A 22,630-nucleotide genomic window follows, 5' to 3' on the forward strand; every position below is an offset into this window, starting at 1 on the left:
CGCACATGGTTTTCTCTCTCCTTGCTGCAACATACGGCGCTAGCGCTTGTATTTGTCCTCAAGACGGACGATGTCGTCCTCGCCCAGGTAGCTGCCAGTCTGGACCTCGATGAGTTCCAGGGGAATCTTGCCCGGATTTTCCAGGCGGTGAATGTTGCCCAGCGGGATGTACGTGGATTCGTCCTCGCAGAGGATGGATTCGTTCTCGCCGTTGACGATCCGGGCGGTTCCCTTGACCACTACCCAGTGCTCGGCCCGATGGAAATGCTTTTGCAGGGACAGGACCTCGCCCGGCTTGACGATGATCCGCTTGACCTGGAAGCGGTTGTCCGCCGAGATGGACTCGAAGCTGCCCCAGGGGCGGTACACGATCTTGTGCGCCTCGGTCTCAGGGCGGCCGGCCTCCTTGAGGCGATGGATGACCGACTTCATGTTGTCCAGCTTGTCGTTGGCGGCGACGAAGACCGCGTCCGGAGTCTCCACCACGGTGGTGTCGCGCAACCCCAGAGTAACCACCAGCCGGCTCGACGAGCGCACGTAGCAGTTGCCGGTGTCCTCGGCCACCACGTCGCCGAGCAGGCTGTTGCCCGCCTCGTCGCTGGGGTGCATGTCGTGCAGGCTCTTCCAGGATCCGAGGTCGCGCCAGTCCATGTCGATGGGAACCACCTCGATGTCACCCACCTTCTCCATGACCGCGTAGTCGATGGAATCCGACGGGCACTGCCCGAACTCCTCTTCGCCCAACCGAATGAAGTCCAGGTCCTGGTAGCTGTTCTCCACGGCGGTCCGGCAGTTCTTAAGAATGTCGGGGGCGTGGGCGGCCAGGGCATCCAGATAGCTTGAAGCCTTGAACAGGAAGATGCCGCTGTTCCAGAGATATTCACCCGATTTCAGGTATTCCTCGGCAACCTCGCGCTTCGGCTTCTCCACGAAGCTGTCCACGGCGGAGACGCCCCCGGCTGCGGATTGTCCCTTGCGGATATATCCGTACCCGGTATGGGGGTGGTCCGGGACCACGCCGAAGCAGACGAAATGTCCCTGCGCAGCGCGCTCATAGCCCAGAGCCACGGCGCGGGCAAAGGCCTCGCCGTCGGCGATGGAGTGGTCCGCGGGCATGATCAGCAGGACCGGGTCGCCGCCGTGTTCCATGAGGGCGGCCACGGCCGCGGCCGGGGCGGTGTTGCGCCCGAAGGGCTCCAGGACCATGCGCCCGGACGTGCCGAGCTTGCGTAACTGTTCGGCCACCAGGAAGCGGTGCTCGTTGTTGCAAACCACGATGGGTTCCTCGGCCTCGGGCAGGGACATGCACCGAGCCACGGCGTCGGCAAAGAGCACGCGCCCCTCGGAAACCTCGATGAACTGCTTGGGGTACAGGGTCCGGGACAGGGGCCACAGGCGGGTGCCTTCCCCACCGCAAAGTATGACTGGTTGTAAAGAGTTCAAGTTCCCTCCTCCACGTTACTGTTGAAAAACCTGCACGGAACGCTGTACGAGACGGCAGGTTAATCCCCTCGGATGCCGTGCCGCTTCATCAGATCGTAAAGCGTCGGGCGGCTCACGCCCAGTGCCCCCGCGGCCTTGGCCACGTTGCCGGAGTGGCGGTTCAGGGCGGATTCGACCATGTCCCGCTCCAGCAGGGAGCGGGCCTCTTTGAGGGAAATGTCATCGGCCCGCTGCCGGGCTCGTACAGCTTCATCCGGGCTCAACCCCAGGTCCTCAGGGGTAATCGTCGGACCATTGGCCATGATCACCGCCCGCTTGACGCGGTTTTCCAACTCCCGGATGTTGCCGGGCCATTCGTAGCCCCGAATGCTGTCCATGGCCTCGCGGCTGAAATTCTTGATGTCCTTGCGTGGGCCAATGTTGACGCTCTTGTTGAAGTAGTTGGCCAGCAGCTCGATGTCATCGCCGCGTTCCCGCAGGGGCGGCAGGGCGATGTTCATGACCCCGATGCGGTAGAACAGGTCCTCGCGAAGGGTTCCGTTGGCCATGGCCTCGTTGATGTCTATGTTGGTGGCCGTGATGATGCGCACGTCCACGCCGATGTCCTTGCGCCCGCCCACGCGGGTGATGACCATCTCCTGCAGAAAGCGCAGCAGCTTGACCTGCAACTGCATGGGCATCTCGCCCACCTCGTCGAGGAACAGCGTCCCCTTGTCCGCATACTCCACCTTGCCCTTGACCGTCTTGTTCGCGCCGGTAAAGGCCCCCTTCTCGTGACCGAACAGTTCGGATTCCAGCAGGTTTTCCGGGATGGCTCCGCAGTTGATGCAGACCATCTCCTTGTCCGCGCGCAGGCTTTTCTTGTGGATGGCGCGGGCAACCAATTCCTTGCCGGTCCCGGATTCGCCGGTAATCAGCACCGGCACGTCCGAGGAGGCCACGCGCTCTATCTGCGTGAATACCTGGCGGATGCCGGGGCACTCGCCGACGATGCCCAGTTCGTTGACCGACTGCTGGCGCAGATTGCGATTCTCGGTCTCCAGGGTCTGCAGGTACATGGCCCGGTCCACGATGACCTTGAGCTCGTTCAGGTCGATGGGCTTCTTGTAGTAGTCGTAGGCCCCGAGCTGCACGGCCTTGAGCGCCGCGTCGTGCTCCTCGTTGCCGGTGATGACGATGACCTTGGCCAGCGGATTGAGGCGCAGGATTTTGCCCAGCACCCGCAGCCCCTCCTCCACGCCGTTTTCAAAGGGCGGCAGGCCCAGGTCCAGGGTGACCACTTCGGGCTGATGCTTTTCGAACAGCGCGAGTCCTTCCGCGCCGTCGCAAGCGAAGAGCAGTTCGTAGTTGGAGCGCGACAGCCCCCACTTGAGCTGCCGGCGGACTTCTTCGTTGTCGTCTATGATGAGTAGTTTTTGCATAGGCACGTTATGGCTGATCGCCGCTTAGTCGTTAGCTCCGGAAGGATCGGGCAGCACCACGCTGAACACGGCCCCGCCGGCATCGCCGGACGTGGCATAGAGCCCCCCGCCGTGGGCCTCGACGATCCGCTTGCTCTGGTACAGGCCGATGCCCATGCCCTTCTTCTTGGTTGTCTTGAAGGGCACGAACAATCCCTCCCTGAGGATCTCCTCGTCGATGCCGCGGCCGTTGTCGATGACCCGGAACACCGGTCCGTTGTCGTATTCCACCAGGACGGTGAACCGGTTGCTCTCCCCGGCCTCCAGAGCGTTCAGGAAAAGATTGAGAGCCACCTTGCGCATCTGCTCCACGTCCACGCGGGCCCGGACTCCGCCGCCCTTGAATTCTATCTCGGCATCGGGCACCTGCCGGGCGGCGTCCCGGGCCATGTCCATGAGATCGATCTCCTCCAGCTTGAGGGAGTCGTTCTTGGGGATATTGGTCAGTTGCGCGATGAGCTCGTTCATACGGGCAACGATGTTGCCCAGGGAATCGAGCATGTCTTCCTGAAATTCCTTGTCGTTGATGAACTCCCGCGCGTTATCCACCAGCAGGGAGAGGGGATAGACCTGGTTCTTGAGGTCGTGCAGGACAAAGGCGGCCACCTTGCCGAACCCTTCCATGTCCCGAGCCTCGGCCAGTTCGTCGCCCAGGCGGATGTTCATGACCAGGGCGGCCACTTGACCGGCTACGGTCTCCATCAGTTCGCGGTCCTCTACGTCGTAGTGCTCCAGAGGATTGATGGGCGAGCCGAGCATAAGCAGCCCGTGCAGGACGTCGTCGGTCATTATCGGCAGGATGAAGCGAATCTTCCGATCCTTGAGGAAGGTGTCCACCTCCTCCTCGAACTCCATAGGCTCCGCCTTGAGGTCCAACAGGCCGGGCCTCTTGCCCAGCCGCTCCACCAGGACGGACTTGTGCGGCAAAGCCAGTCTGGACTCGTCCATCTCGTGGAACAGGACCGGGGAATAATCCCTGCTGTGACGGCCCTGAAGAAACATGGCCCCACCGCCGATGCCGAAAATCTCGCAATAGAAAATCAGTATGTTGCGGTACAGTTCGTCGCGGCTGCCCGAGTTGACCACGCGACTGGTGAACTTCTTCCACTCGTCGCGGTAGTCGTACTTGTCGCCGTAGAAATTGCGCTGGATGAACAACCGGATCTTCCGCCGGATGCCCTCGGACAGCATACAGGCGATCAGGGCCAGGCCGCCGAAGAAGGTTACGGTCATAAAGGCCACGGTGCTGAAGTCGCTGCCGAAGAGCTTGATGCCCTCGCCTATGACCCCCACGCCCAGCAGAAACAGGGCGAAGAACAGAAAGACGAAGGAGCGGAAGGCAATCTGGCGCGAGATGACGATGTGTTCGTCGCTCCCCCGGCTCAATTCGGAATACATGATCAGCAACATGCCGACGCCGGTGCCCCAGGCGCGCTGGAGCAGGTAGTCCATGTCCATGGACCGCAGCATCAGACTCTGGCTGAAATAGAGCATGTAGGTGGCGATGATCGCCCCGGCTCCGAGGATGGCGAACTTGATTTTCCACTTGATGCCGTGGCGAGCGCTGGTCACCGTCATCTCGAGGTTGAACAGGCTGACGGCCATGAACAACAGGATCTGGAGGTAGAAAAAGAAGGCCGGGGGCTCCAGGAACAGGACGCGGTCCATCTCGAAATCCGGGGAATAGAAGAACTCGGAGGCCGGGAAGACGACGGTCATGATCAGGGGGATGAAGGAGAAGATCAACAGGACCTTCTGCATGACCGGCATGCGTTTCAGGGAAAACTCTCGGTTGTAGGCCTGACTGAAGACCAGGAGCACGGGACACAGGGCGGCCTCGAGCCACAAGGCCGGACGCTTGTAGGCCAGGAAGGACGAAGCGTGCTCCATGGCCAGCAGGTCCAGGACGTTCAGGACGGCCAGGACCCACAGGGCCGCCGCCAGGGTCAGGCGGGAAAAGGACACCCCGTTGTGGACCATGGTGTACACCGGATACAGGACCAGAATGGCCGCCACCAGTATTTGGGTCACCATCATCGACGTCATCGTTTATCTCCGTGCCGCCGGGGCAGGCAGGAATGCCTCGACCTCCGGATAGGCGGCCTCGGCAAAGTCGTGCAGGGCCCGTTCGGCCATCCCGTCCCTGTCGGAAATCTCGGTGGACATGCGGACAAAGGCGCTGTCCCGCCTGCGGCTGGTCATGGAGCCCAGGATCTCGGCCAGCTTGAGGGAGTATTCATTGGTCACGACCTTGCCGCTGACCTGGAACCAGTAGAGCATGGTCACGGTCTTGTCGTCCTTGTCGTAGGCCGCCAGGACCGCCTTCATCTTCCGGCCGTCCAGGGTCACCGGCACGGTCTTGTCGACCCGCTGCAGCCAGCCGCCGCCGGGCAGGCAGTTGCGCGGGGAATGGATGGGACCGGCGTCCGGCCCTCCGTCGTGATATCCGAGGTACAGCTCGACCTCCCTGCCCCGGTCGTCCCGGTACAGCCTGGACACGTAGCCCGTGGCCTTGAGGTTCTTGAGAATGGCCGAACCGAAACGCCATTCGTGGATCATGTGCCACCGCCCGACCGTGGTCGGGAATTCGTCCAGGGAGCGGGTCAGGGGCACGGCCAGATCATTATGGAAATGGATGAACGCCCCGGCGCACAGGACGAGCACGCAGACAAGAAGTATCCTAGGCTTCACGGCGTTTCTCCCAGAGCTTGAGCACGAAACACGTCCCGCCCAGAAAGACCATGGCCATGGCGAAAACGGCCAGTCCGGCAAACTCGTGGAAAAAGCCCTCGGCCGCGGCCTGTCCGAAATGGCGCGCCAGCATGCCGGTGGCCACCACCCGAAGGATGTTGGTCAGGACGGCGAAGGGGATGGATGAAAGCACGAGCAACCAGCGGGTCCAGGGGGATTTGAGCATCAGGAAGGCCAGGGTAACGGCCAGGGCGATGAGAGAAACCAGGGAACGCAGCCCGCTGCACGCGTCGGCCACCTCGAGGACGATGTTGGGAAAGGCGATGATGTTGCCCTCCCGCCACACGGCGTAGCCCATTAATTTGAGCGAACCCACGGACACCTTGGCCACGAACAGCTTGAGCGGAAACGCCATGGCATCATAGAGGATATAGGGCAGCGGCACCATGAGGACCAGGTAGGCCAGGGGCAGCCGGAGTCGCTTGAAGACACCGGCTCCGAAGAGATAGAGGACGCATCCGGCCAGGACCACGATCAACGACAGACGCATGTTGAAGAATTCCGTCCCCAGCCAGGCGAAGACCAGTTGCGCCAGCCCCAGAAAAATGACCGGAAGCCCCCAATAGGAGGGTTTGACCTCGATCTCCTTGAGAATGTCCCAATCCCGCCAGACAAACCAGGCGGCAATGATTGGAATGAGAAACCCGTGGGAATAGTTGTCGTCCAGATACCAGTTGGCGACCATCCGCTGGATGATGGCCCAGTATACCGCCCCCAAAACAAGCGGCACGGCCGGCAGCCACCATTTGTACCTGTCCAGTGTCTCGCTAAGCGTCATCATGCTTCCGTCACCCGATCCCCCGGCTCAAGCCGGCTTTTCCGCACAAAAAAAGTGCTCGATCTTCTGCGTTGTCCAAACGATCTGCACTTGCTCGCCACCGACCCCAGTTTGCCTTTCGGGATTTCAGCTCCATCTCGAAGCCGGTCGGACGGGCATGCGCCCTGCCGCAAATCTGTCGCAAACGTGTGGTCACTCGGTGTCTCCGAAATCCCTGTGGCCGGGATCGGGCTCGTCTGTTATGCGCTTCTTGTCTCTGCTACCTCCCCATATCCTCAGTGTACCCAGGACAAAGAAATTCCCAAGGTGTTGGATACGTAGTCCTCCGCATACCGCTCCGCATCGTTGTCCTTGAAACGATAGTTGAGGCTGCAGGTGAAGTCTTCCGAGAGTGCGTAACGCAGGTTGGCCAACAGGAACAGGTACTTGTCGCTGTCCGGATTCGTATCCATTTCCATGTAGACATTGTAGTCGAGCCCCAGCCGCTCCGTGAGTACGTGCGATCCCTGTATGCTCGGCCGCCAGTAAGTCGTCCTGCTGGAGGTGGTTTCCGATTGGTAATCCCGGTATTCCAATTTGATGCCGACGTGCCCCCGCTTGTACTGATGATCCAGCCCCACCCCGTGGTTGAATTGGTTCTTGGTCACGGCCGATTTCGGATCCTCCGAGAAGCTCATCTCGGTATAGGCTGTGGCGATCAGCGTATCGGTAAAGGCATGCGTGATGCGCAACGAATAGGGGACGTACTGCTTGTCCGAGGAGCCCTCGATGACATAATCCGTGTAGGTGGGCGAGATGCTCATCTCCACGAAGGAGTTCTCCGCATACGCGTACTCGGCCCCAAAGGTGGTGCTGTAGCGATTGAATCCGCCCTCCTCGAACCGAGGAGCCTGTTTGTCGTAAGCCGCGCCTACCTGAAGGGACAGCCGCTCGGTCAACTCGTGGTTCACATTGGCATAGAGAGAGTACACCCGCTTGTCCACATTGCCCTCTTTCGCATACCAAATATCCTGAAACCGGCCGCCCGTTGTCAACATCGTCCGTTCCTGCAAGGGGAAACTGAAATACGGATTGAGGGTAAAGGTGTTCTGGTCCGTGGTCCCATTGCTGGTATCGCCTTCCGGCACATCGCCCCTGTTCACATTTTCGTAAACTTTTTGATACGTGTCGGAAACGTCTACGTAAAAAAGGTCTTTGACGGCTTCCACGGCCAGTGCCGAATTCAGATAGTTGTTGTACTCGTCGCCCTTCACCTTGTTGCGGTAACGTTTGTGCTCGAAATCGTAGGACAGGTTCATGAGCACCCTGCTGTGGTCGTACGTCATGCTCAGGCCGGGTTTGACGATGGCCAACCAGTCCCCTTTCCCGCCTTTGGTCTGCTCCACATTGTCGTTGTACTCCCCCGTCACCCGTATACGGGGATGAAAGGTCAGATCCGCGGCCGACGCCACCGGGCACAGGCACGCAAGAAGCAGCGCGGTCACAATCAGTTTCGGGAGGGTTGATGGCATCACGGGTTCCAGAAAAATCAAAACGGTTTATGTCCGAACGATAAAAAAACGCCTCAGATATACTCTGCTTTACGTTCAACATCAAATATTTGCAAGTGTCCGGCGCCATATTATTCCCCTCCGAACAACAGCCTGTAGGCCCAACTTCTCTTGCGGGGCCGCTCGGGCTCCTCGGCGGGCCGGGCCGGGGTTTCCATCCGGGTGAGCATCACCCGATCCGGCATGGAGAGCCTTAACCCTTCGAGTTGCTGCCTCTGCAAAGCGACCTGCTTTTCCAGCTCCTCGATTCGGTCCAGGAGACCCACCATGGTCGAGGGGGAATTTCTGTTCTCCTGGCGCTCGAGATAATCCATCCGGTCCTCGAGAGTACGGATGGCGCGCAGGACCTTCTGGGCCTGGCCGGGCATGCTGCGTCCACGGCTCTGAACCATGCCGGAGGCAGGCCGTTTACTTTTCTTTTCCGGCCAGTATTGCCGCTCGAAATCCAGTTCCGCGATGATCTCGGTCACGTCCTGCTCCCCGACCTCGCGCCGACCGGCGGCAAAGGCGTCGATAAGCAGATAGTCGCACAGGATATTGATGAGCCGGGGGACCCCTCGGGTCTGCTCGGCGATCAGGGCAAACGCTTCGTCGGAAAAATCGACAGCTTCCCGGTTGCCCGCGCATTCCATACGGTAAAGGATATAGTCCCTAACCTCGTCGGGCTTGAGCGGCGACAAATGGCAACCGATCTGGATGCGCTGGCGCAGTTGCAACAAGGTCGGGCTGTTGAGCGTCTCTTTGAGTTCGGGCTGACCCGCGAGAATGATCTGCAACAGCTTCCCGCCGTCCGTCTCCAGGTTGGAGAGCATGCGCACCTCCTCCAGGAGTTCGGCGGACAGATTCTGAGCCTCGTCGATGATCAGGACGCACCGCTTGCCCAGGGCGTACTGGTCAATGAGGAATTCATTCAGCTCCCGCACCAGGGCGGCTTTGGTCCGCCCTTCGGTTTCGAGACCGAAATCGTCGTTGATCATGGTCAACAGTTGATGGGAGTCTACCTTGGTGTTGGTCACCTTGGACAGGACCACATTGTCCAGGTGGTCCTTGATCAGCAACCGGATCAGCGTGGTCTTGCCGGCGCCCACGTCGCCGGTGAGCAGGATGAACCCCGCCCGTTCCTCGATACCGTACCGCAGGTACGACAACGCCTTGCCGTGGGTCCGGCTCAAATAGAGCAGGTCCGGATTCGGCAGGAGGTCGAACGGCTTGGAGCCAAAATTAAAGAATTCTTCGTACATTAGGATCCGGTCATGTCCGTTTAGCTGGCATAGTGGTAGTACTTGTACTTCATGTACGCGTCCGTGTTCAGGCTGCGGTGCGTCCGGCTGGCCTGTGTGTACACCGCGCCAAGGATGTTGGCCCCCTGCAAGGCTTCGATGGTATCCCGCAGGTCCGCCTGGGACGCCTGCCCCTCCTTGATGACCAGGACCACAGCGTCGGCCAGGCGGCTCAGGTTGCGTGATTCGGCAAAGGGCAGCACCGGCGGCGAGTCGATGATGATGTAGCGGTCGGCGTACCGATTCTTCATCTCGGCCAGGGACTCGGTCATCCGTTTGGAGGCCAGGAGCTCGCCCACGTTGGGCACGACCGAGCCTGCGGGCAGGAAGGAAAGCTTGCCGATGCCGGTCTTGACCAGTCCCTTGCTGATGGGAGAGCCGTCGACCAGGCAGTCGGACAGGCCGTAGCCGTTCTCCATGCACAGGAGTTCATGGCAACTGGGGGAGCGGATATCGGCGTCCACCAGCAGCACGGTGTGGTCGAACTCCTGGGCCAGGCTGATGGCCAGGTTCACGGCGGTCACGCTCTTGCCCTCCCCGACCGTTCCGCTGGTCACCAGGATGGTGTTCTGGAACCCCTCGCGCTTGGTCTTCCGGACCAGGATCTGCTTGAGCTTGCGGAATTCCTCGGCGGCCAGAGAGACCGGTTCGTTCATGGCCACCAGCATGCGCTGCTGCCGTGCCCGGTCCAGGCAATCCGACTGCACCGGCAATAAATCCAGGGAAGGCTTTTCCACGGGGCCTGCGGCCTCCATGACGGGTGCCGTGACGGCCGCCTTCTCCGGCTCCCGGCGCCGGGTCTCGTCCCGTTTCTCCGAAGCCTTCTTCAGTGCGTCTTCTATTCTGCTCATGCCTTATATCCTCCATTGCTGCACGACGGCCGCGCCTTTCTCGATCAACTTGTCGACAATACCCAGGCTCAGAAACTCCGTGCCGAAGAAAGCCAGGACAATCAGAAAGCCCACGGCACCGATAAGATAAATTCGAAGATTGCGCCGGGAGATCTTTCGTTCCTCCTCGACGTTCTTGAGCTTGGGGATGACCGCGAGCACCGGGATGCCGAACGCGCGCAAATCATCCACGTTCTTGATGGACGGATCGATGAGATCCATAAGGAAAATCACCCCGAAAGCGATGCCCACCCCGGCGGCCATGCCCGCGAGCATGATCAGGGGACGGTTGGGGCTGGCCGGGATGGTCGGGACCACCGCCGGGTCGAGCACCCGGAAGGAGACCGCCTTGTCCTGCAGTTCCATCTCCTTGGAGACCTCGGACTGCCCATAGCGGGAGACCAGCTTCTCGTAGATGATGACCTCGTTCTGCTCCTTGCGCTGAAGCTCCTGCAACTGGGCCTGAGCCTTGGGCAGCTGATCCAGGAGGGCCTTGTTTGCCGCGATCTCCTCTTCGATATTTTTCTTCTGGGCCTTCAGGGCCTTTATCTGAACTTTAATATGCTGGTATTCCGGCGAGCTGTAGATGAGGGACAACTCCTCCTCGCCGTTGTGCGCTATCTGCCGCTTGGTCTCGGCAATGGCGCTCTCCAACTGTTTCACCTGCGGATGATTTTCGGTGTAGCGGGCAAGCATATCATTCAAGGCCTGTTCCTGTTTCCTCAGGCGAGTTCGGGAAGGTGAATTGGTCAACAACACCTTGCGTGAGGCCTCCTGAGAGTTCATTTGAATATCTATGGCCTTGATCTCATCCTCTCCTCTCTCGATCTCGCGCCTGACCGTGTATTCGTTGGTGGCCAGCACCTTGCCCGAAGCCACCTTGAAGTCCTCGATATTCTTCCTTGCCTCGTCGATGCGCTTTTTAAAAACGTCGATCTGCTCGGCCAGGAAGCGGGTTGCTTCGAAGGACTCCTTGCGCTTGTTGGACACGCTGTCCTCAATATAGACGCGGGTCAGGGTATTGACCACGTCCCGTGCGAGCACCGGGTCGGTATCCGCGAAACGGATGTCGAACACCCCGCGCCTCTCGTCCAGTCCGATTCGAATCCGCCCGCGCAGACTCGCGATCAGCCCATCCAGGGAGACTTTGTTCTTGAGGCTCACATCGAGGTCCAGCCCTTGGATGACCTTGGAGAGCATGTTGCGGCTGAGCATGGTCACCTTGATGGCCTTGATCTTGGTGTCCATGGACGGCGTGACCGCGATACCCTTGACCAGGTCGCTGATGACGTTTTCTTCGATGAAGACGATACTCTTGGCCTCGTACTTCTTGGGCAGGACGTAGCTCGTGACGACGGCCGCGAACATGACCGTCAAGGCGATGAATACAAACAATCCCTTGCGCTCGCCCACCAGGTGGACGTAGCGCATGATGTCGAATGAGGCGTCAGGCCCCGACGTATCGAATTTGTTGTCCGTCATCGGTTCAGCCTAGAAGAAGCTTTCACTGGCGACGATATAGTCGCCCGCCTGGAGCAGGACATTCTGGCTCAGATCACCTTTTTTGATCAGGTCCTTGGTCTTGACGGGAATGGTGATCTTCTTGTCGCCGTCCTTGCGGATGATCAGGACCTCGTCCTCATCCGCGTATTTGCTGAAACTGCCCGCCTGGAGCAGGGCGTCCAGGACGGTGAAACCCTCATGGAAAAAGATCGCCTTAGGCTGATTCACCGCGCCGATGACAAAAACATTGCGCTCATATTTCACCGGCAGAAAAATCATGTCCCCGGGTTCGAGTTGAATATCCTTGTCGAATTCACCCTTGCTGAACAGTCCGGAAAAATCGGACATAACCTTTTTCCCCTCGCGATAGACATAGGCCTTGGTCAAATCTGCCGCATCCAGGGAGCCCACCGAGGCGAGCACGTGCAGCAGGGTAGTGCGCTGCGGCATGTCGTACACCTGCGGCTGGACGCCGCCGCCCACCACGAAGACGCGGCTGTTGACGCTCTTGAGCAGGGAGATGCTGACGATGGGACTCTTGACCAGTTTGGAAAGCTGTACAGTGACTTCCTTTTTCAACTCGGGCACGGTCTTGCCTGCGGCCATGATGTCATCGATGCCCGGCATGGACATCTTTCCGTCGGGACGGACGATGACGGTGGACTTGAGTTCATCCTCGCCCCACACGTGTACGGACAGAGTGTCTCCTTCACCCACGACGTAATCCTCCGCATGGGCCAGGACGGGCAAACACAATACGACCAGCAACACCAGCAACAATTTTTTCACGGGATCACCTCATTCCTTGCCTACCGGCCCATCTTCTTCAACACGACCGACACGGTCTTGAACATAATCTTGAAGTCGAACCAAAGGGAATAGTTTTTAATGTAATACAGGTCATAGCGCAATTTTTCAAAGGCGTCCTCCACGGAGGCCCCATACGGATAGGAGACCTGCGCCCAGCCGGTAATCCCCGGCTTCACGAAATGCCGCTCCGCATAATAGGGCACGATCTTCTTGAGGTCCTGCACGAACTCGGGCCGCTCGGGGCGGGGGCCGATCAGGCTCATGCTGCCCGTGAGCACGTTGAACAGCTGCGGAATCTCGTCGATGCGGGACTTCCTGAGGAACTGGCCGAACCGGGTGATCCGGTTGTCGTTCTCCTGGGCCCAGACGGCGCCGGACTTCCGTTCAGCGTCCTGGCGCATGCTGCGGAATTTGTAGATGATGAATTCCTTGTCGCCCTTGCCCACGCGAATCTGTTTGAAGAGTACCGGCCCGGGGGAATCCAGCTTGATGCCGATCATGACCAGGGGCAGGATGGGCGAAACAAGAATGATGCCGACCATGGAAAATGCCAGATCCAGTACCCGCTTGATGAAGCGGCGAATGCCTATGATCTTGAACCCCTTGGCAAAGATGAACCAACTCGGGGTGATTTTTTCGAGCATCAGCTTCTGATTGACCCGTTCGTAGAACTCCGGAGCCTCGAGGACCTCGATGCCGCTCAACTTGCAGTTCAGAATTTCCTGGAGGGGGAAGGCGGCCCTGCGCTCGCTCAGGGAAACCACGATCTTGCTCGCCTTGGCTCGTCTGGCTGCCTCAAGGATTCTGTTGGTGGGCTGGTCCACCTGGGCCGCGGGGTCGGCAAAGTCCCCGGACTTGCATTCCACATAATCCTTGAACTCGTATCGTCCACCCGACTGGGCGGCCAACAGGCGCATGTCCTGGGCCAACGCGCCGTTGCCCACGATGATAACCCGATGCACCATGATCTTTCTCCAATAGGAGGAGAACAGGAGCCACAGGGTGTGGTTGAGGCCGAACAGGCACAACAGAACCAGGATCATCTCCTCAAGCCGCTTGAACAAGTCGGTCTGCCAATAGATGAAGAAGGTCATGTTCGACGCCACGATCAGGCTGATGACCAGTCCCAGCACTCCGGCATTGCGCGCCGGGGCCATGTAATGGACGATGATATGCACGACCAGGAACGAAATCAGAATGACTCCGATCAGTATCGACACGTCCGCCGGACGCCCTTCCAACAGGGCGAGCATCTCGGTCGGCTCATTGAACAACATCACCGAGCACAAAAACAGTGCCACGACCAGGAGCAGGAAGTCCTTAAAAACCCTGACGGATGCTATTGCTACCATTGTCTCTCTCCTTCCTAACGTTCCCGAACTATTCGCTCTTGATGGCGGCCAGGAGTTTCTTGGCCTCACCAGCCTGTGAACAGTTGGAACAATTCGCGACCTTCTCCAGCAAGGGCAAGGCCTTATCGATCTTACCGGACTGCTTGTAGGCATATCCGAGGTGGTATTCTATTTCCGAGTTTTCCGCGTCGGCCTCCAAGGCCTTTTCCAGGATCTGCACGGCCTCGTCGTTGCGCCCGTTGACAGCCAGGGCATACCCGAAGGTGTCCAGAACCGCGGCCTCGCCGGGCTGCTGCATGTAGGCGGTGTAGCTCAGCCTCAGGGCCTCGAGCCGGGTCTTGGGATCCTTCAGGTAGAGCATGGCCAGATTGTTCAGGGCCGGGACATAACGCTGAGACAGTTGGAGCGCCTTGTTGTAGCTCTCCACTGCATCCTTGTCCTTGCCCAGCACCGTGCAAATGTTGCCACGGACGGTTCTGGCCACGTGATTGTTCTCGTCGCGTTTGATGGCCGCGTCCACGTAGCTCAAAGCCTTCTTTGCCTCCCCGGAGGCGAGATAAACGTTGCCGAGGGCCACCAGGATGGGCGAATCGGCTTCGCAATGTTTCCGCCCCTCTTCCAGGGTCGCCAGTTGGTTGGTCTTGTCGCCCATGCTGCCATAAATTTCGGCCAGGGTCAGGTAACCCACCGACTGGTCGGGGAAGAATTCGATAATTTGCTTGGCCGACCCCACGGCCTTGTCGGAATCGCCTTTGAGCATATAGGTCCGGGTGCGCAGCCCCAGGGCAGCACTTCGGCTGTGCTCTTCCAGGTCGTCGCAGAGCGCCAGTACGTCGTCATACCGCTTCATGGACAACAGGGCCTGCGCCCGGAGACGTTCTATGGCAGCGTTGAAAGGCAGCTTGCCGCGGCCGTCCTCAAGCACGGCCAGCGCCTTGTCCTGCTCGCCGCTGCGCATCAGGCTCTCGGCATAGCTGATATATGCTTCGGGGCTGTTGGTCTTCAACGCCTCCTGGAAGCTCTGGTCGGCCTCGTCCGGGCGGTGCAGGAGTTGCAGCACCAGGGCCTTGCCCAGCCAGGCGCGGGCATAGTTGGGCTTGCGCTCAAGCAGGGCCGTATATTCCTGGAGTGCGCCGTCGGGATTTTTCTGGGCCAGGTGCAGGGCGGCAAGGGTCAGATAGGGATCGGGGTTGTCCGGGTTGCTCTCCTTGGCTTTGGAAAGATATTCCTTGGCCTTGTCGACATTGTTGTCCGAGAGTTCCACCCTAGCGAGGAGGAAATAGAGGATGGAATCATTCTTGCTCCCGTTCAGTCCTCCTTCGAGGGTGCTCCGGGCCATGTCCTTCTCGCCGTTCTTAACATAGAAGGCGGAGAGAATAACCATGGGACGGATGGAATCCGGCGACGCGGTCACGGCACGGGTCAGGTCGCTCTCGGCCTGCTTCACGTTGCCCATCGAATAGTTCAGCGCTCCCATCTTGAGGAACGTGGTGCTGTCGTCGGGACGTTTCTCGGCGACGGCCTCATATTGCTCGATAGCCTGTTCGGTCTCGCCCTTCATGGTCAAGGCGTCGGCCAAGGTCATCCTGGCGGCGGTATTGTCGGCATCCTTCTCAAGGATCTTGCGGGCCTCTGCGATGGACTCGTCCAACCGGTTCTGCTGCAGGAGAATGACGGAAATCATCTCCCGGGCCTGGACATAGTCCTCCGCGCGGTCCACCGCCAGCCGAAGATGGCTGATGGCCGTCTCCAGATCGCCCACGGCGTAGTAACTCAAGCCAAGGAAGAACTCCGAATCGACGTCGGGCCGTATGGACAAGGCCCTGTGATAGGCGTTGATAGCCTCCCGATAGTTCTGCTGCAGATACATGGACAAGCCGATGATCTTGTCGCTGTAAGGCATCTTGGGAGCCATGGCCTTGAGTTCCTGGGCCAATTGGTCAGCCTTGTCGAACTTCTTTTCCTCCAACAGGGCCTGGGCCTTGATGTATTTGGCATACAAATCATGGGGGTAGGCATCGCTGATGGCGGTGAACGTCTGGCGGTAGGCCTTCTTATCCTTCTGCTCCAATTCGCGGGATGCCTTGAAATAGAGGGCGGAGCGGTTGGTCGGATCCTTGGCCAATATCTCTGCGATGGCCTTGTCCGCGGCATCCATCTGGCCCCGGCTCCTGTAGACCGTGGCCATACCGATGCGCCCTTCATAGCGATCAGGGGCCATCTGGAGCGCCTTGCGGAACCACTCCTCGGCCTGCTTGTCCTTTCCATCCTCGAGCAAGAGCTGTCCATAGAGCAACGCGCCGTCCACGGAATCCGCATGATCCGAACAATAGGCACTGATATACTCCAACGCCTTGGGCCGGTTCTTGGAAAAACGCTCCAGGCGGGCCAGATCGTAATTCAGTTCCTTGTCGTAAGGATTCTGGAGCTGGTATTTCTCGAAATTCTTGCGGGCCTGGTCCAGCTTCCCGGTGGCCAGGTACGACTTGGCCAGGCCAAGCCGGGCCTTCAACTCATTGGGATGCTCGTCGAGGATCGTCTTATAGATAACAATGGCGCCGGAATAGTTGCCATCGGTCCGGTACTGCTCACCCTCGTTCAGCATGCTGGTGACGTCGCTTTTCCCGCAGCCGGCGAGAACTATCAGGACCAAGATCAGGTATATAAAATTCCTCAGCTTCACGGCAACCTCCCAAAACGGTTCTTCGTGCTCCAGGCGAGGCTATCTAGCTAGAATCATGCCAGTAGCATTTACAGAATTAAATACAAATTAAAACAAATGGTTAAATATATTATCCCCATTCAGAAAATAAAATTCCGTATGAATGAGTCCGGTAAATACAGACTTTTCATCCCTTGCTCAATACGGTTTTGGGAGACAGCAAATTGTCTAAAAAAAGACGAGTAACAATCTAAAAAATAATCTTGAAACTTTTCCACAGGGGGAATCTTTTTTTTCAGAAGCGTACGATTGTTTTTACCGGATTAGCATCTTGGTCTATCAATCATCAGCGTTTAGATAGACTTGATCTATTCATAGATTCCACTCTGTCTGATTATGAATTAAAACCAAATTATCTCGATATGATATATTATGGAAAACACTACTGTCCGATTTTCCCGGACCAAATGACGGCGCTATTCCGGACACAATGCGAGGGCCGGGGATCGGACACGGCCGCATCCCCCCTGCCAACCATTATTTTGCACAAACGTCATGGATGCCGAAACATACGGTGGATGGCATCTTTCCGGTTGGCACCCTGGCTCTAAATTTGCTATTTGATATAGTCATCAACGAGAACAACCAAACCACAATGATTACAACCATAGCCTGCCAGAACCTCCTTCACGACAAGCTCCGCCTGGTCGTCACTCTGACCGGGATCGTCTTTTCCGTGGTCCTGATCACCATCCAGGTGGGCCTCTTTCTTGGGTTCACCACGACCATCTCGTCGGTCATCGACAATTCCGGTGCCGACGTCTGGGTCACCTCGCCCGGTGTCAAGAATTTCGACATCGCCCTGCCGCTCAAGGAAAGCAAGTATTACGACACGTTATCAACTCCTGGCGTGGCCTCGGCCGCCAAGTTCATCACGCAGTTCGCCAACTGGAAAAAGCCGGACGGCGGCCAGGAATCGATTCAAATTATCGGGTTCGAGCCGGCCAAGGGAATGGGTGGCCCCTGGGGCCTGAAGGTCGGGTCCACCGACCTCCTGGACCTGCGCGACGGGATCATCCCTGACCAGCTCTACGCGGACAAACTCGGTATATCCAAACAGGGAACGGTCGCGGAGATCAACGACAAGCGGGTCCGCGTGGTCGGGTTCAGCCAAGGCATCCGCTCCTTCACCACCTCGCCCTTCGTCTTTGCCAACCTGGATACGGCATGGAAGGTTTCGAGTCTCAAACCGGGTGAATTCACTTATATTCTGGTGCGAGCGGACAAGGGCGTCTCGCCCGAGGCCTTGCGCGACTCCATCCGTCGGCACGTCCAGGGAGTAGACGTATACACCACCAAGGAATTCAGTTGGAAGACCCAGCGTTACTGGATGTTCAATACCGGCGCAGGCACGGGCATCCTCATCGCCGCCTTTCTCGGCCTGGTTGTCGGCATGGTCATCGTGGCCCAGACTCTGTACGCCACCACCCTGGACCACATCTCGGAGTTCGCCACCCTCAAGGCCATGGGCGCGCCCAATTCCTATATATACGGCATCCTGCTCACCCAGGCATCCCTGAGCGCCCTGCTCGGCTACGGGTTCGGCATCGCCATCTCAATCATTGTTTCCCGGTTCAGCAATTTTTCGGCAACGGCCATTGTCATCCCCCCCCTGCTGGGTGGGGGCATGTTCTTCCTGACATTGTTCATGTGCGTCAGCTCGGCGGTTATCTCCATCCGCAAGGTCATGACGCTCGACCCGATCCTGGTCTTCAAGGGGCGGTAGGATGACGGCGAAAACAGCCATCGTGCTCAAGGACATCTCCAAGGCATACGGCCCGGCCAACAACCGGGAGTACGCCCTGCGCAGCGCCACCCTGGACGTGCTCCGGGGAGAGCTGCTCATGCTCATGGGCCCGTCCGGCAGCGGCAAGACCACCCTGCTCTCCATCATGGGCTGCATCCTCAAGCCTACTTCCGGCTTTATCTCCGTGGCGGGCCGCGACGTCGCCAACCTGTCCGAACGTGCACTGGGCAGGATCCGCCTCGACAACATCGGCTACATCTTTCAGGAATACAACCTGTTCCCGACCCTCAACGTCCTCGAAAACGTCATGGTCGCCCTGGACCTGCGCGGCTACACCCGACGCCGGGCCAGAGACACGGCCATGAAGACTCTGGCCGACGTGGGACTGGACGACAAGGCCCACGTCAAGCCCTCGACCATGAGCGGCGGGCAAAAGCAGAGGCTGGCCATTGCCCGCGCCCTGGCCGGATCGCCGCAGGTTATCCTTGCCGACGAGCCCACGGCCGCCCTGGACTCGGTCAACGGCCACCAGGTTATGGAACTGATGCACTCCCTGGCCAAGAAGGGCGATTGTGCCGTGGTCGTTGTCACCCATGACCCGAGAACCGTGGGATTCGCCGACCGCATCGTGACCATCGAGGACGGCCTGCTTCACCCACAGCCCCTGGACGGGGCAAAGGCTCCAGAGAGGAAACCATGAAAATCGTACTGCTGCTCCTGGCCATCACCATCGGCGCCGCGGTCTATGTGGTCCAGGCATCGCCGCAATGGCTGTCGGACTACCTGCCCGACGTCGGCACCTCCACCGAGAATATGGCCGCGACTCCACCGCTCAGCGACCGCTCCCCGTGGGTGGCGGCATACGGCCGCGTCGAACCGGCCACCGAGGAGCGCGACCTCGCCTTCGAGATCAGCGGGGTGATCGAATCCGTGGTGGTTGAAGAGGACGAGCATATCACCAAGGGGCAACCCCTGGCCTATCTCCGCGATGCACAGTATGTGGCGCACCTGGCTACGGCCAAGGCCAACGCCCAGGCCAAAAAGGCCTACTACGACAAACTGGTGGCCGGGGCGCGCAAGGAGGAAAAGAGCGAGGCACAATCCGTGGTCCAACGGACCCGATCGGTCATGATCAACGCCCGCAACGAGATGAACCGACGCAAGGAACTGCTCGCCAAGAACCTCATCGCCAAGGAAGAGGTGGACCGGGCGACCAAGGACTTTCTGGTGGCCGAAAAGCAGCACGAAGAGGCTGTGCAACGCATGCTCATCACCGAGAACCAGTCGCGCAAGGAGGACATCCTCATGGCCTGGGCCGAGTATCAGGCTGCGGTGCAGAGCGCCCTGGAAGCCGAGGCCCAGCTCGACCAGACCGTGCTCCGCTCGCCCATTGACGGCATCGTCCTGCGGCGGCACCGGCTGCCGGGCGAACACGTCTCGGTCTTCGTGGAGACCCCGGTCATGACCGTGGCCGACGTCAGCAAGTTCAACGTCCGGGCCGAGCTGGACCAAAAATTCGTCACCTATGTCCATGCGGGACAGGAGGCCTTCTTCACCAGCGAGGCCTTTGGCGACGAACGGATCAAGGGCCGGGTGCTGCGCAAGGCGGGCACCATGCAGCTGACCGAGATACCGCCCCGGACCCCCGGCGAAAAGGTGGACAAGATCGTGCTCGAAGTCCTTGTCGAGCTGGAACCCAGGGAAGGCATGGTCACGGGGCTGACCGGCGATGTCTTCATCCTGACGGACAAGGCCGCCGGCTCCGAATTCAACTCCATCGTCAACGGCCAGCCTTGAGGTTCCCATGACGCCGCTCATCGACCGCATCCTCCCATTCTGCCTGTACATGGCCTTTGTCGCGGTCCCGGAAATCGGGAGCCGGTCGGGGTTGTTCGAGATCTCCGCCCACACGGCGGCCGCCCTCTACCCGCTCAAGATCGGCCTGGTCGGCCTGAGCCTGCTCTGGCTGTGGAAGCGCTACGACGAACTGCGCTGGTCGGAACTCGCCCGCACCCGCGACACGCTCTTGAGCCTCGGCCTGGGCGCGGCCGTGTTTCTCCTGTGGATCAACCTCGACCTGCCCTTCGCCACCATGGGCGCCTCCCAGGGATTCGACCCCAACCAGTTCGGGGGATTGCGGCTGCCCATGATCGCCGTCCGGCTGTTCGGCGCTGCCGTGATCGTGCCGGTCATGGAGGAACTCTTCTGGCGCTCCTTCCTGACCCGCTACCTGGTGGACAAGAATTTTACCGCGGTCCGGCACGGCACCTTCACCCTCTTCACCTTCACGGCCACGGCCGTCCTGTTCGGCCTCGAACATCACCTGTGGCTGGCGGGCATCCTGGCCGGTGCGGCCTATAACTATATATATATGCGCACCGGCAGCGTCGTGCAGTGCGTCGTGTCCCACGGACTGACCAATCTCCTCCTCGGCGGCTACGTCCTCGTCACCGGCCGGTGGCTGTTCTGGTAACTGTCAAGTGTACCGAATATTCCGTCGGGATATCTTACAGTCTATGGCGAGTCCGTAAGTTTTAGAATTAAAAACTCAATGAAATCAAGGAAAAACAATTTGGCACACCCCTTGCTACCATGTAGGGAAACGCACACCTTTATGGAGGCAACGACTATGAAGAGACTTACTGCAATTTTCGCGACTTTGGCCCTGACGCTGATGCTCACCAGCGTCGCTCAAGCAAACTTCCTGGGCATGGACAGCGGCGACTCCACCTACCTGTGGAACTTCAGCATGTCCCAGCAGATTACCAACGGAAGCGGTGCCCAGTACGCAAACATCGACACCAGCAGCCCCGGCGCCGCCATTGCGGGCATTCAGGCTAATCTTGATGCCGGTAACGCCATGTATCTCTGGGGTGTTTACGACGTCAACCAAGTATCGGATACCGGCGTGGATCCGGCCACATATAACTGGGTGAAGACCGCGGATACTCCGCAATCCGTGACGGGTGTTTTCTGGGGCCTGAGGATCGCGCGTGTCGAATACGAGGGTGCTACCCCTACCGCCCTGTTGTTCACGGGTGGTCACAGCGCTCTCTACTCCGGTGGTACGGTAAACGCAGCTTTTGCCGCTCCCGGCGCGGATTTCGACATGACGGACGGTAATCTCAACCTCTCCTGGTTTGAAACCTTCTATGGCACCTCCCGGGCCTTGGGCGAACAGTTTGCCACCTTCGACTTCGACGAAGGCATTCTGCCCGGTTACACTCAGCTTGCCCAGTTCTCCGGCGGCACGAGCGCGACTCAGTCTCAGGGTACGTTCTTCGGTAGCGTGACTTCCAACAACAACTTCAGCGAGCTCATCGACTCCAACGCTTACAACAATGGTGAGTCTGACATCTACGGCGCCGTCAACGTCCAGTCCGGCACCGGCGGTTGGGATTTCGCCGCCCAGTCCGGCGAATTGAATATGACTACTGTTCCCGAGCCCAGCACCTTCCTGCTGATCGGCCTGGGCATGATCGGCTGCTTCGCCTACGCTCGTCGCCGCCGCAACAACGCCTAACCGAACGGTTGCCTTCAATTAACCGATACGCGGGGCCAACAATGTTGGCCCCGCTTTTTGCTATTCGGAGCCCCCATGAGCATCCCCCCGCGCAAGCTTGAAGAAGAAGTGATGATGGGCCGCGAGGAGGCCGCCGCCTACGACGGCCTGACCCGCAAGTTCCTCGACATCCTGCACGCCGGCTTCGTGGAGTCGGTGGTCAATCTCGCCCCGGCCCAGGGGCGTTTTCTTGATGTGGGCACCGGCACCGGCTGGATCGCCATCGGCGTGGCCAAACACTCGGGAGCGCAGGTCACCGGCATCGACCTGTCGGAGGACATGCTGGCCATCGCCCGCATGAACGCCGAAAAGGAAGGGGTGCGCAACGTGGAGTTCGTCAAGGGGAACGCCTCCCGCATCCCCTTTGACGACGACACCTTCGACGCGGTCTTCTGCCACAACATGCTCCACCACATCCCCGAGCCCGAAGGGCTGGTCCGGGAGATGCTCCGGGTGGCCAAGCCCGAGGGCGCAGTGGTCATCCGGGACCTGAAGCGGTTGTCGAAATTCATGACAGCATTGCATGTCAACCTGTTCGGATTGACCTACAACGAGTTGATGAAGAAGGAATACCGCGATTCGATCATGGCCAGCCTGACCGAAGAGGAGATGAAGGCGCTGGCCGACAGGGTCGGACTCGGCCGGGACGTCTTTTCCCGTGCCTTCGTCACGCACATGACCCTGGCCCGCCCGGCCGCAAGGCGCAGGACGGACAAGGTCACGGTGCCCGTGGCCCTGAACAAGCGCCTAGCCAAACGTTTCTACGTCTGCAAGGACTAGTT

General features: G+C 59.2%; 18 protein-coding genes. 6 read left to right on the top strand and 12 right to left on the bottom strand.

Annotated elements, in window-relative coordinates; all coding sequences use genetic code 11:
- Positions 1–39: 39 nt before the first annotated feature.
- From V8V93_RS16175 to prsT, 12 genes are all read right to left on the bottom strand, one after another.
- Positions 40–1,443, bottom strand: coding sequence for a mannose-1-phosphate guanylyltransferase/mannose-6-phosphate isomerase (locus V8V93_RS16175; RefSeq protein ID WP_338667642.1), 1,404 nt, complete (start codon positions 1,441–1,443; stop codon positions 40–42).
- A gap of 59 nt (positions 1,444–1,502) precedes the next feature.
- Positions 1,503–2,864 carry a PEP-CTERM-box response regulator transcription factor gene (gene prsR, locus V8V93_RS16180; protein WP_338667643.1) on the bottom strand — a complete coding sequence of 454 codons (1,362 nt, stop codon included), beginning with the start codon at positions 2,862–2,864 and terminating at the stop codon, positions 1,503–1,505.
- A 24-nt stretch (positions 2,865–2,888) separates the two neighbouring features.
- Positions 2,889–4,949, bottom strand: a complete 2,061-nt coding sequence (prsK, locus tag V8V93_RS16185) for an XrtA/PEP-CTERM system histidine kinase PrsK (protein ID WP_338667644.1) — start codon at positions 4,947–4,949, stop codon at positions 2,889–2,891.
- A gap of 3 nt (positions 4,950–4,952) precedes the next feature.
- On the bottom strand, positions 4,953–5,594 hold the full coding sequence (locus V8V93_RS16190; RefSeq protein WP_338667645.1) for an exosortase C-terminal domain/associated protein EpsI: 642 nt from the start codon (positions 5,592–5,594) through the stop codon (positions 4,953–4,955).
- On the bottom strand, positions 5,584–6,435 hold the full coding sequence (xrtA, locus tag V8V93_RS16195; RefSeq protein WP_338667646.1) for an exosortase A: 852 nt from the start codon (positions 6,433–6,435) through the stop codon (positions 5,584–5,586). Before xrtA ends, V8V93_RS16190 begins: the two co-directional genes overlap by 11 nt.
- 272 nt (positions 6,436–6,707) lie before the next feature.
- Entirely contained in the window at positions 6,708–7,964 is a 1,257-nt protein-coding gene (locus V8V93_RS16200; protein ID WP_338667647.1) for a TIGR03016 family PEP-CTERM system-associated outer membrane protein, read from the bottom strand.
- A gap of 89 nt (positions 7,965–8,053) precedes the next feature.
- On the bottom strand, positions 8,054–9,223 hold the full coding sequence (locus V8V93_RS16205) for an XrtA/PEP-CTERM system-associated ATPase (protein WP_338667648.1): 1,170 nt from the start codon (positions 9,221–9,223) through the stop codon (positions 8,054–8,056).
- 20 nt (positions 9,224–9,243) lie between these two features.
- On the bottom strand, positions 9,244–10,113 hold the full coding sequence (locus tag V8V93_RS16210) for an XrtA-associated tyrosine autokinase (protein WP_338667650.1): 870 nt from the start codon (positions 10,111–10,113) through the stop codon (positions 9,244–9,246).
- A gap of 3 nt (positions 10,114–10,116) precedes the next feature.
- The gene (locus V8V93_RS16215) at positions 10,117–11,634 is read right to left on the bottom strand and encodes an XrtA system polysaccharide chain length determinant (protein ID WP_338667652.1); all 1,518 of its coding nucleotides are present in this window, start codon (positions 11,632–11,634) and stop codon (positions 10,117–10,119) included.
- A gap of 9 nt (positions 11,635–11,643) precedes the next feature.
- On the bottom strand, positions 11,644–12,444 hold the full coding sequence (locus V8V93_RS16220; RefSeq protein ID WP_338667653.1) for a polysaccharide biosynthesis/export family protein: 801 nt from the start codon (positions 12,442–12,444) through the stop codon (positions 11,644–11,646).
- A gap of 20 nt (positions 12,445–12,464) precedes the next feature.
- Entirely contained in the window at positions 12,465–13,817 is a 1,353-nt protein-coding gene (locus V8V93_RS16225; RefSeq protein ID WP_338667654.1) for a TIGR03013 family XrtA/PEP-CTERM system glycosyltransferase, read from the bottom strand.
- A gap of 28 nt (positions 13,818–13,845) precedes the next feature.
- On the bottom strand, positions 13,846–16,500 hold the full coding sequence (prsT, locus tag V8V93_RS16230) for an XrtA/PEP-CTERM system TPR-repeat protein PrsT (RefSeq protein WP_338667655.1): 2,655 nt from the start codon (positions 16,498–16,500) through the stop codon (positions 13,846–13,848).
- Positions 16,501–17,134: 634 nt separating this feature from the next.
- Here prsT and V8V93_RS16235 point away from each other — a divergent pair.
- The 6 genes from V8V93_RS16235 (at position 17,135) to V8V93_RS16260 (ending at position 22,628) form a co-directional block, all read left to right on the top strand.
- Positions 17,135–18,265 (top strand): ABC transporter permease, encoded by a 1,131-nt coding sequence (locus V8V93_RS16235; protein ID WP_338667656.1) that lies wholly within the window; start codon positions 17,135–17,137, stop codon positions 18,263–18,265.
- Position 18,266: 1 nt separating this feature from the next.
- Entirely contained in the window at positions 18,267–18,986 is a 720-nt protein-coding gene (locus V8V93_RS16240; protein WP_338667657.1) for an ABC transporter ATP-binding protein, read from the top strand.
- A complete protein-coding gene (locus tag V8V93_RS16245) occupies positions 18,983–20,083 on the top strand; it encodes an HlyD family secretion protein (protein WP_338667658.1) in 1,101 nt (366 codons plus the stop codon). The genes V8V93_RS16240 and V8V93_RS16245 overlap by 4 nt, the downstream gene beginning before the upstream one ends.
- Before the next feature lie 7 nt (positions 20,084–20,090).
- Complete coding sequence (locus V8V93_RS16250; protein WP_338667659.1) at positions 20,091–20,759, top strand: CAAX prenyl protease-related protein; 669 nt, start codon at positions 20,091–20,093, stop codon at positions 20,757–20,759.
- Positions 20,760–20,915: 156 nt separating this feature from the next.
- The gene (locus tag V8V93_RS16255) at positions 20,916–21,809 is read left to right on the top strand and encodes a PEP-CTERM sorting domain-containing protein (protein WP_338667661.1); all 894 of its coding nucleotides are present in this window, start codon (positions 20,916–20,918) and stop codon (positions 21,807–21,809) included.
- A 75-nt stretch (positions 21,810–21,884) separates the two neighbouring features.
- On the top strand, positions 21,885–22,628 hold the full coding sequence (locus V8V93_RS16260) for a class I SAM-dependent methyltransferase (RefSeq protein WP_338667662.1): 744 nt from the start codon (positions 21,885–21,887) through the stop codon (positions 22,626–22,628).
- Positions 22,629–22,630 lie beyond the last annotated feature (2 nt).

Origin of the sequence: Pseudodesulfovibrio sp. 5S69 (genome assembly GCF_037094465.1) — a bacterium.
Classification (GTDB): Bacteria; Desulfobacterota; Desulfovibrionia; order Desulfovibrionales; family Desulfovibrionaceae; genus Pseudodesulfovibrio; species Pseudodesulfovibrio methanolicus.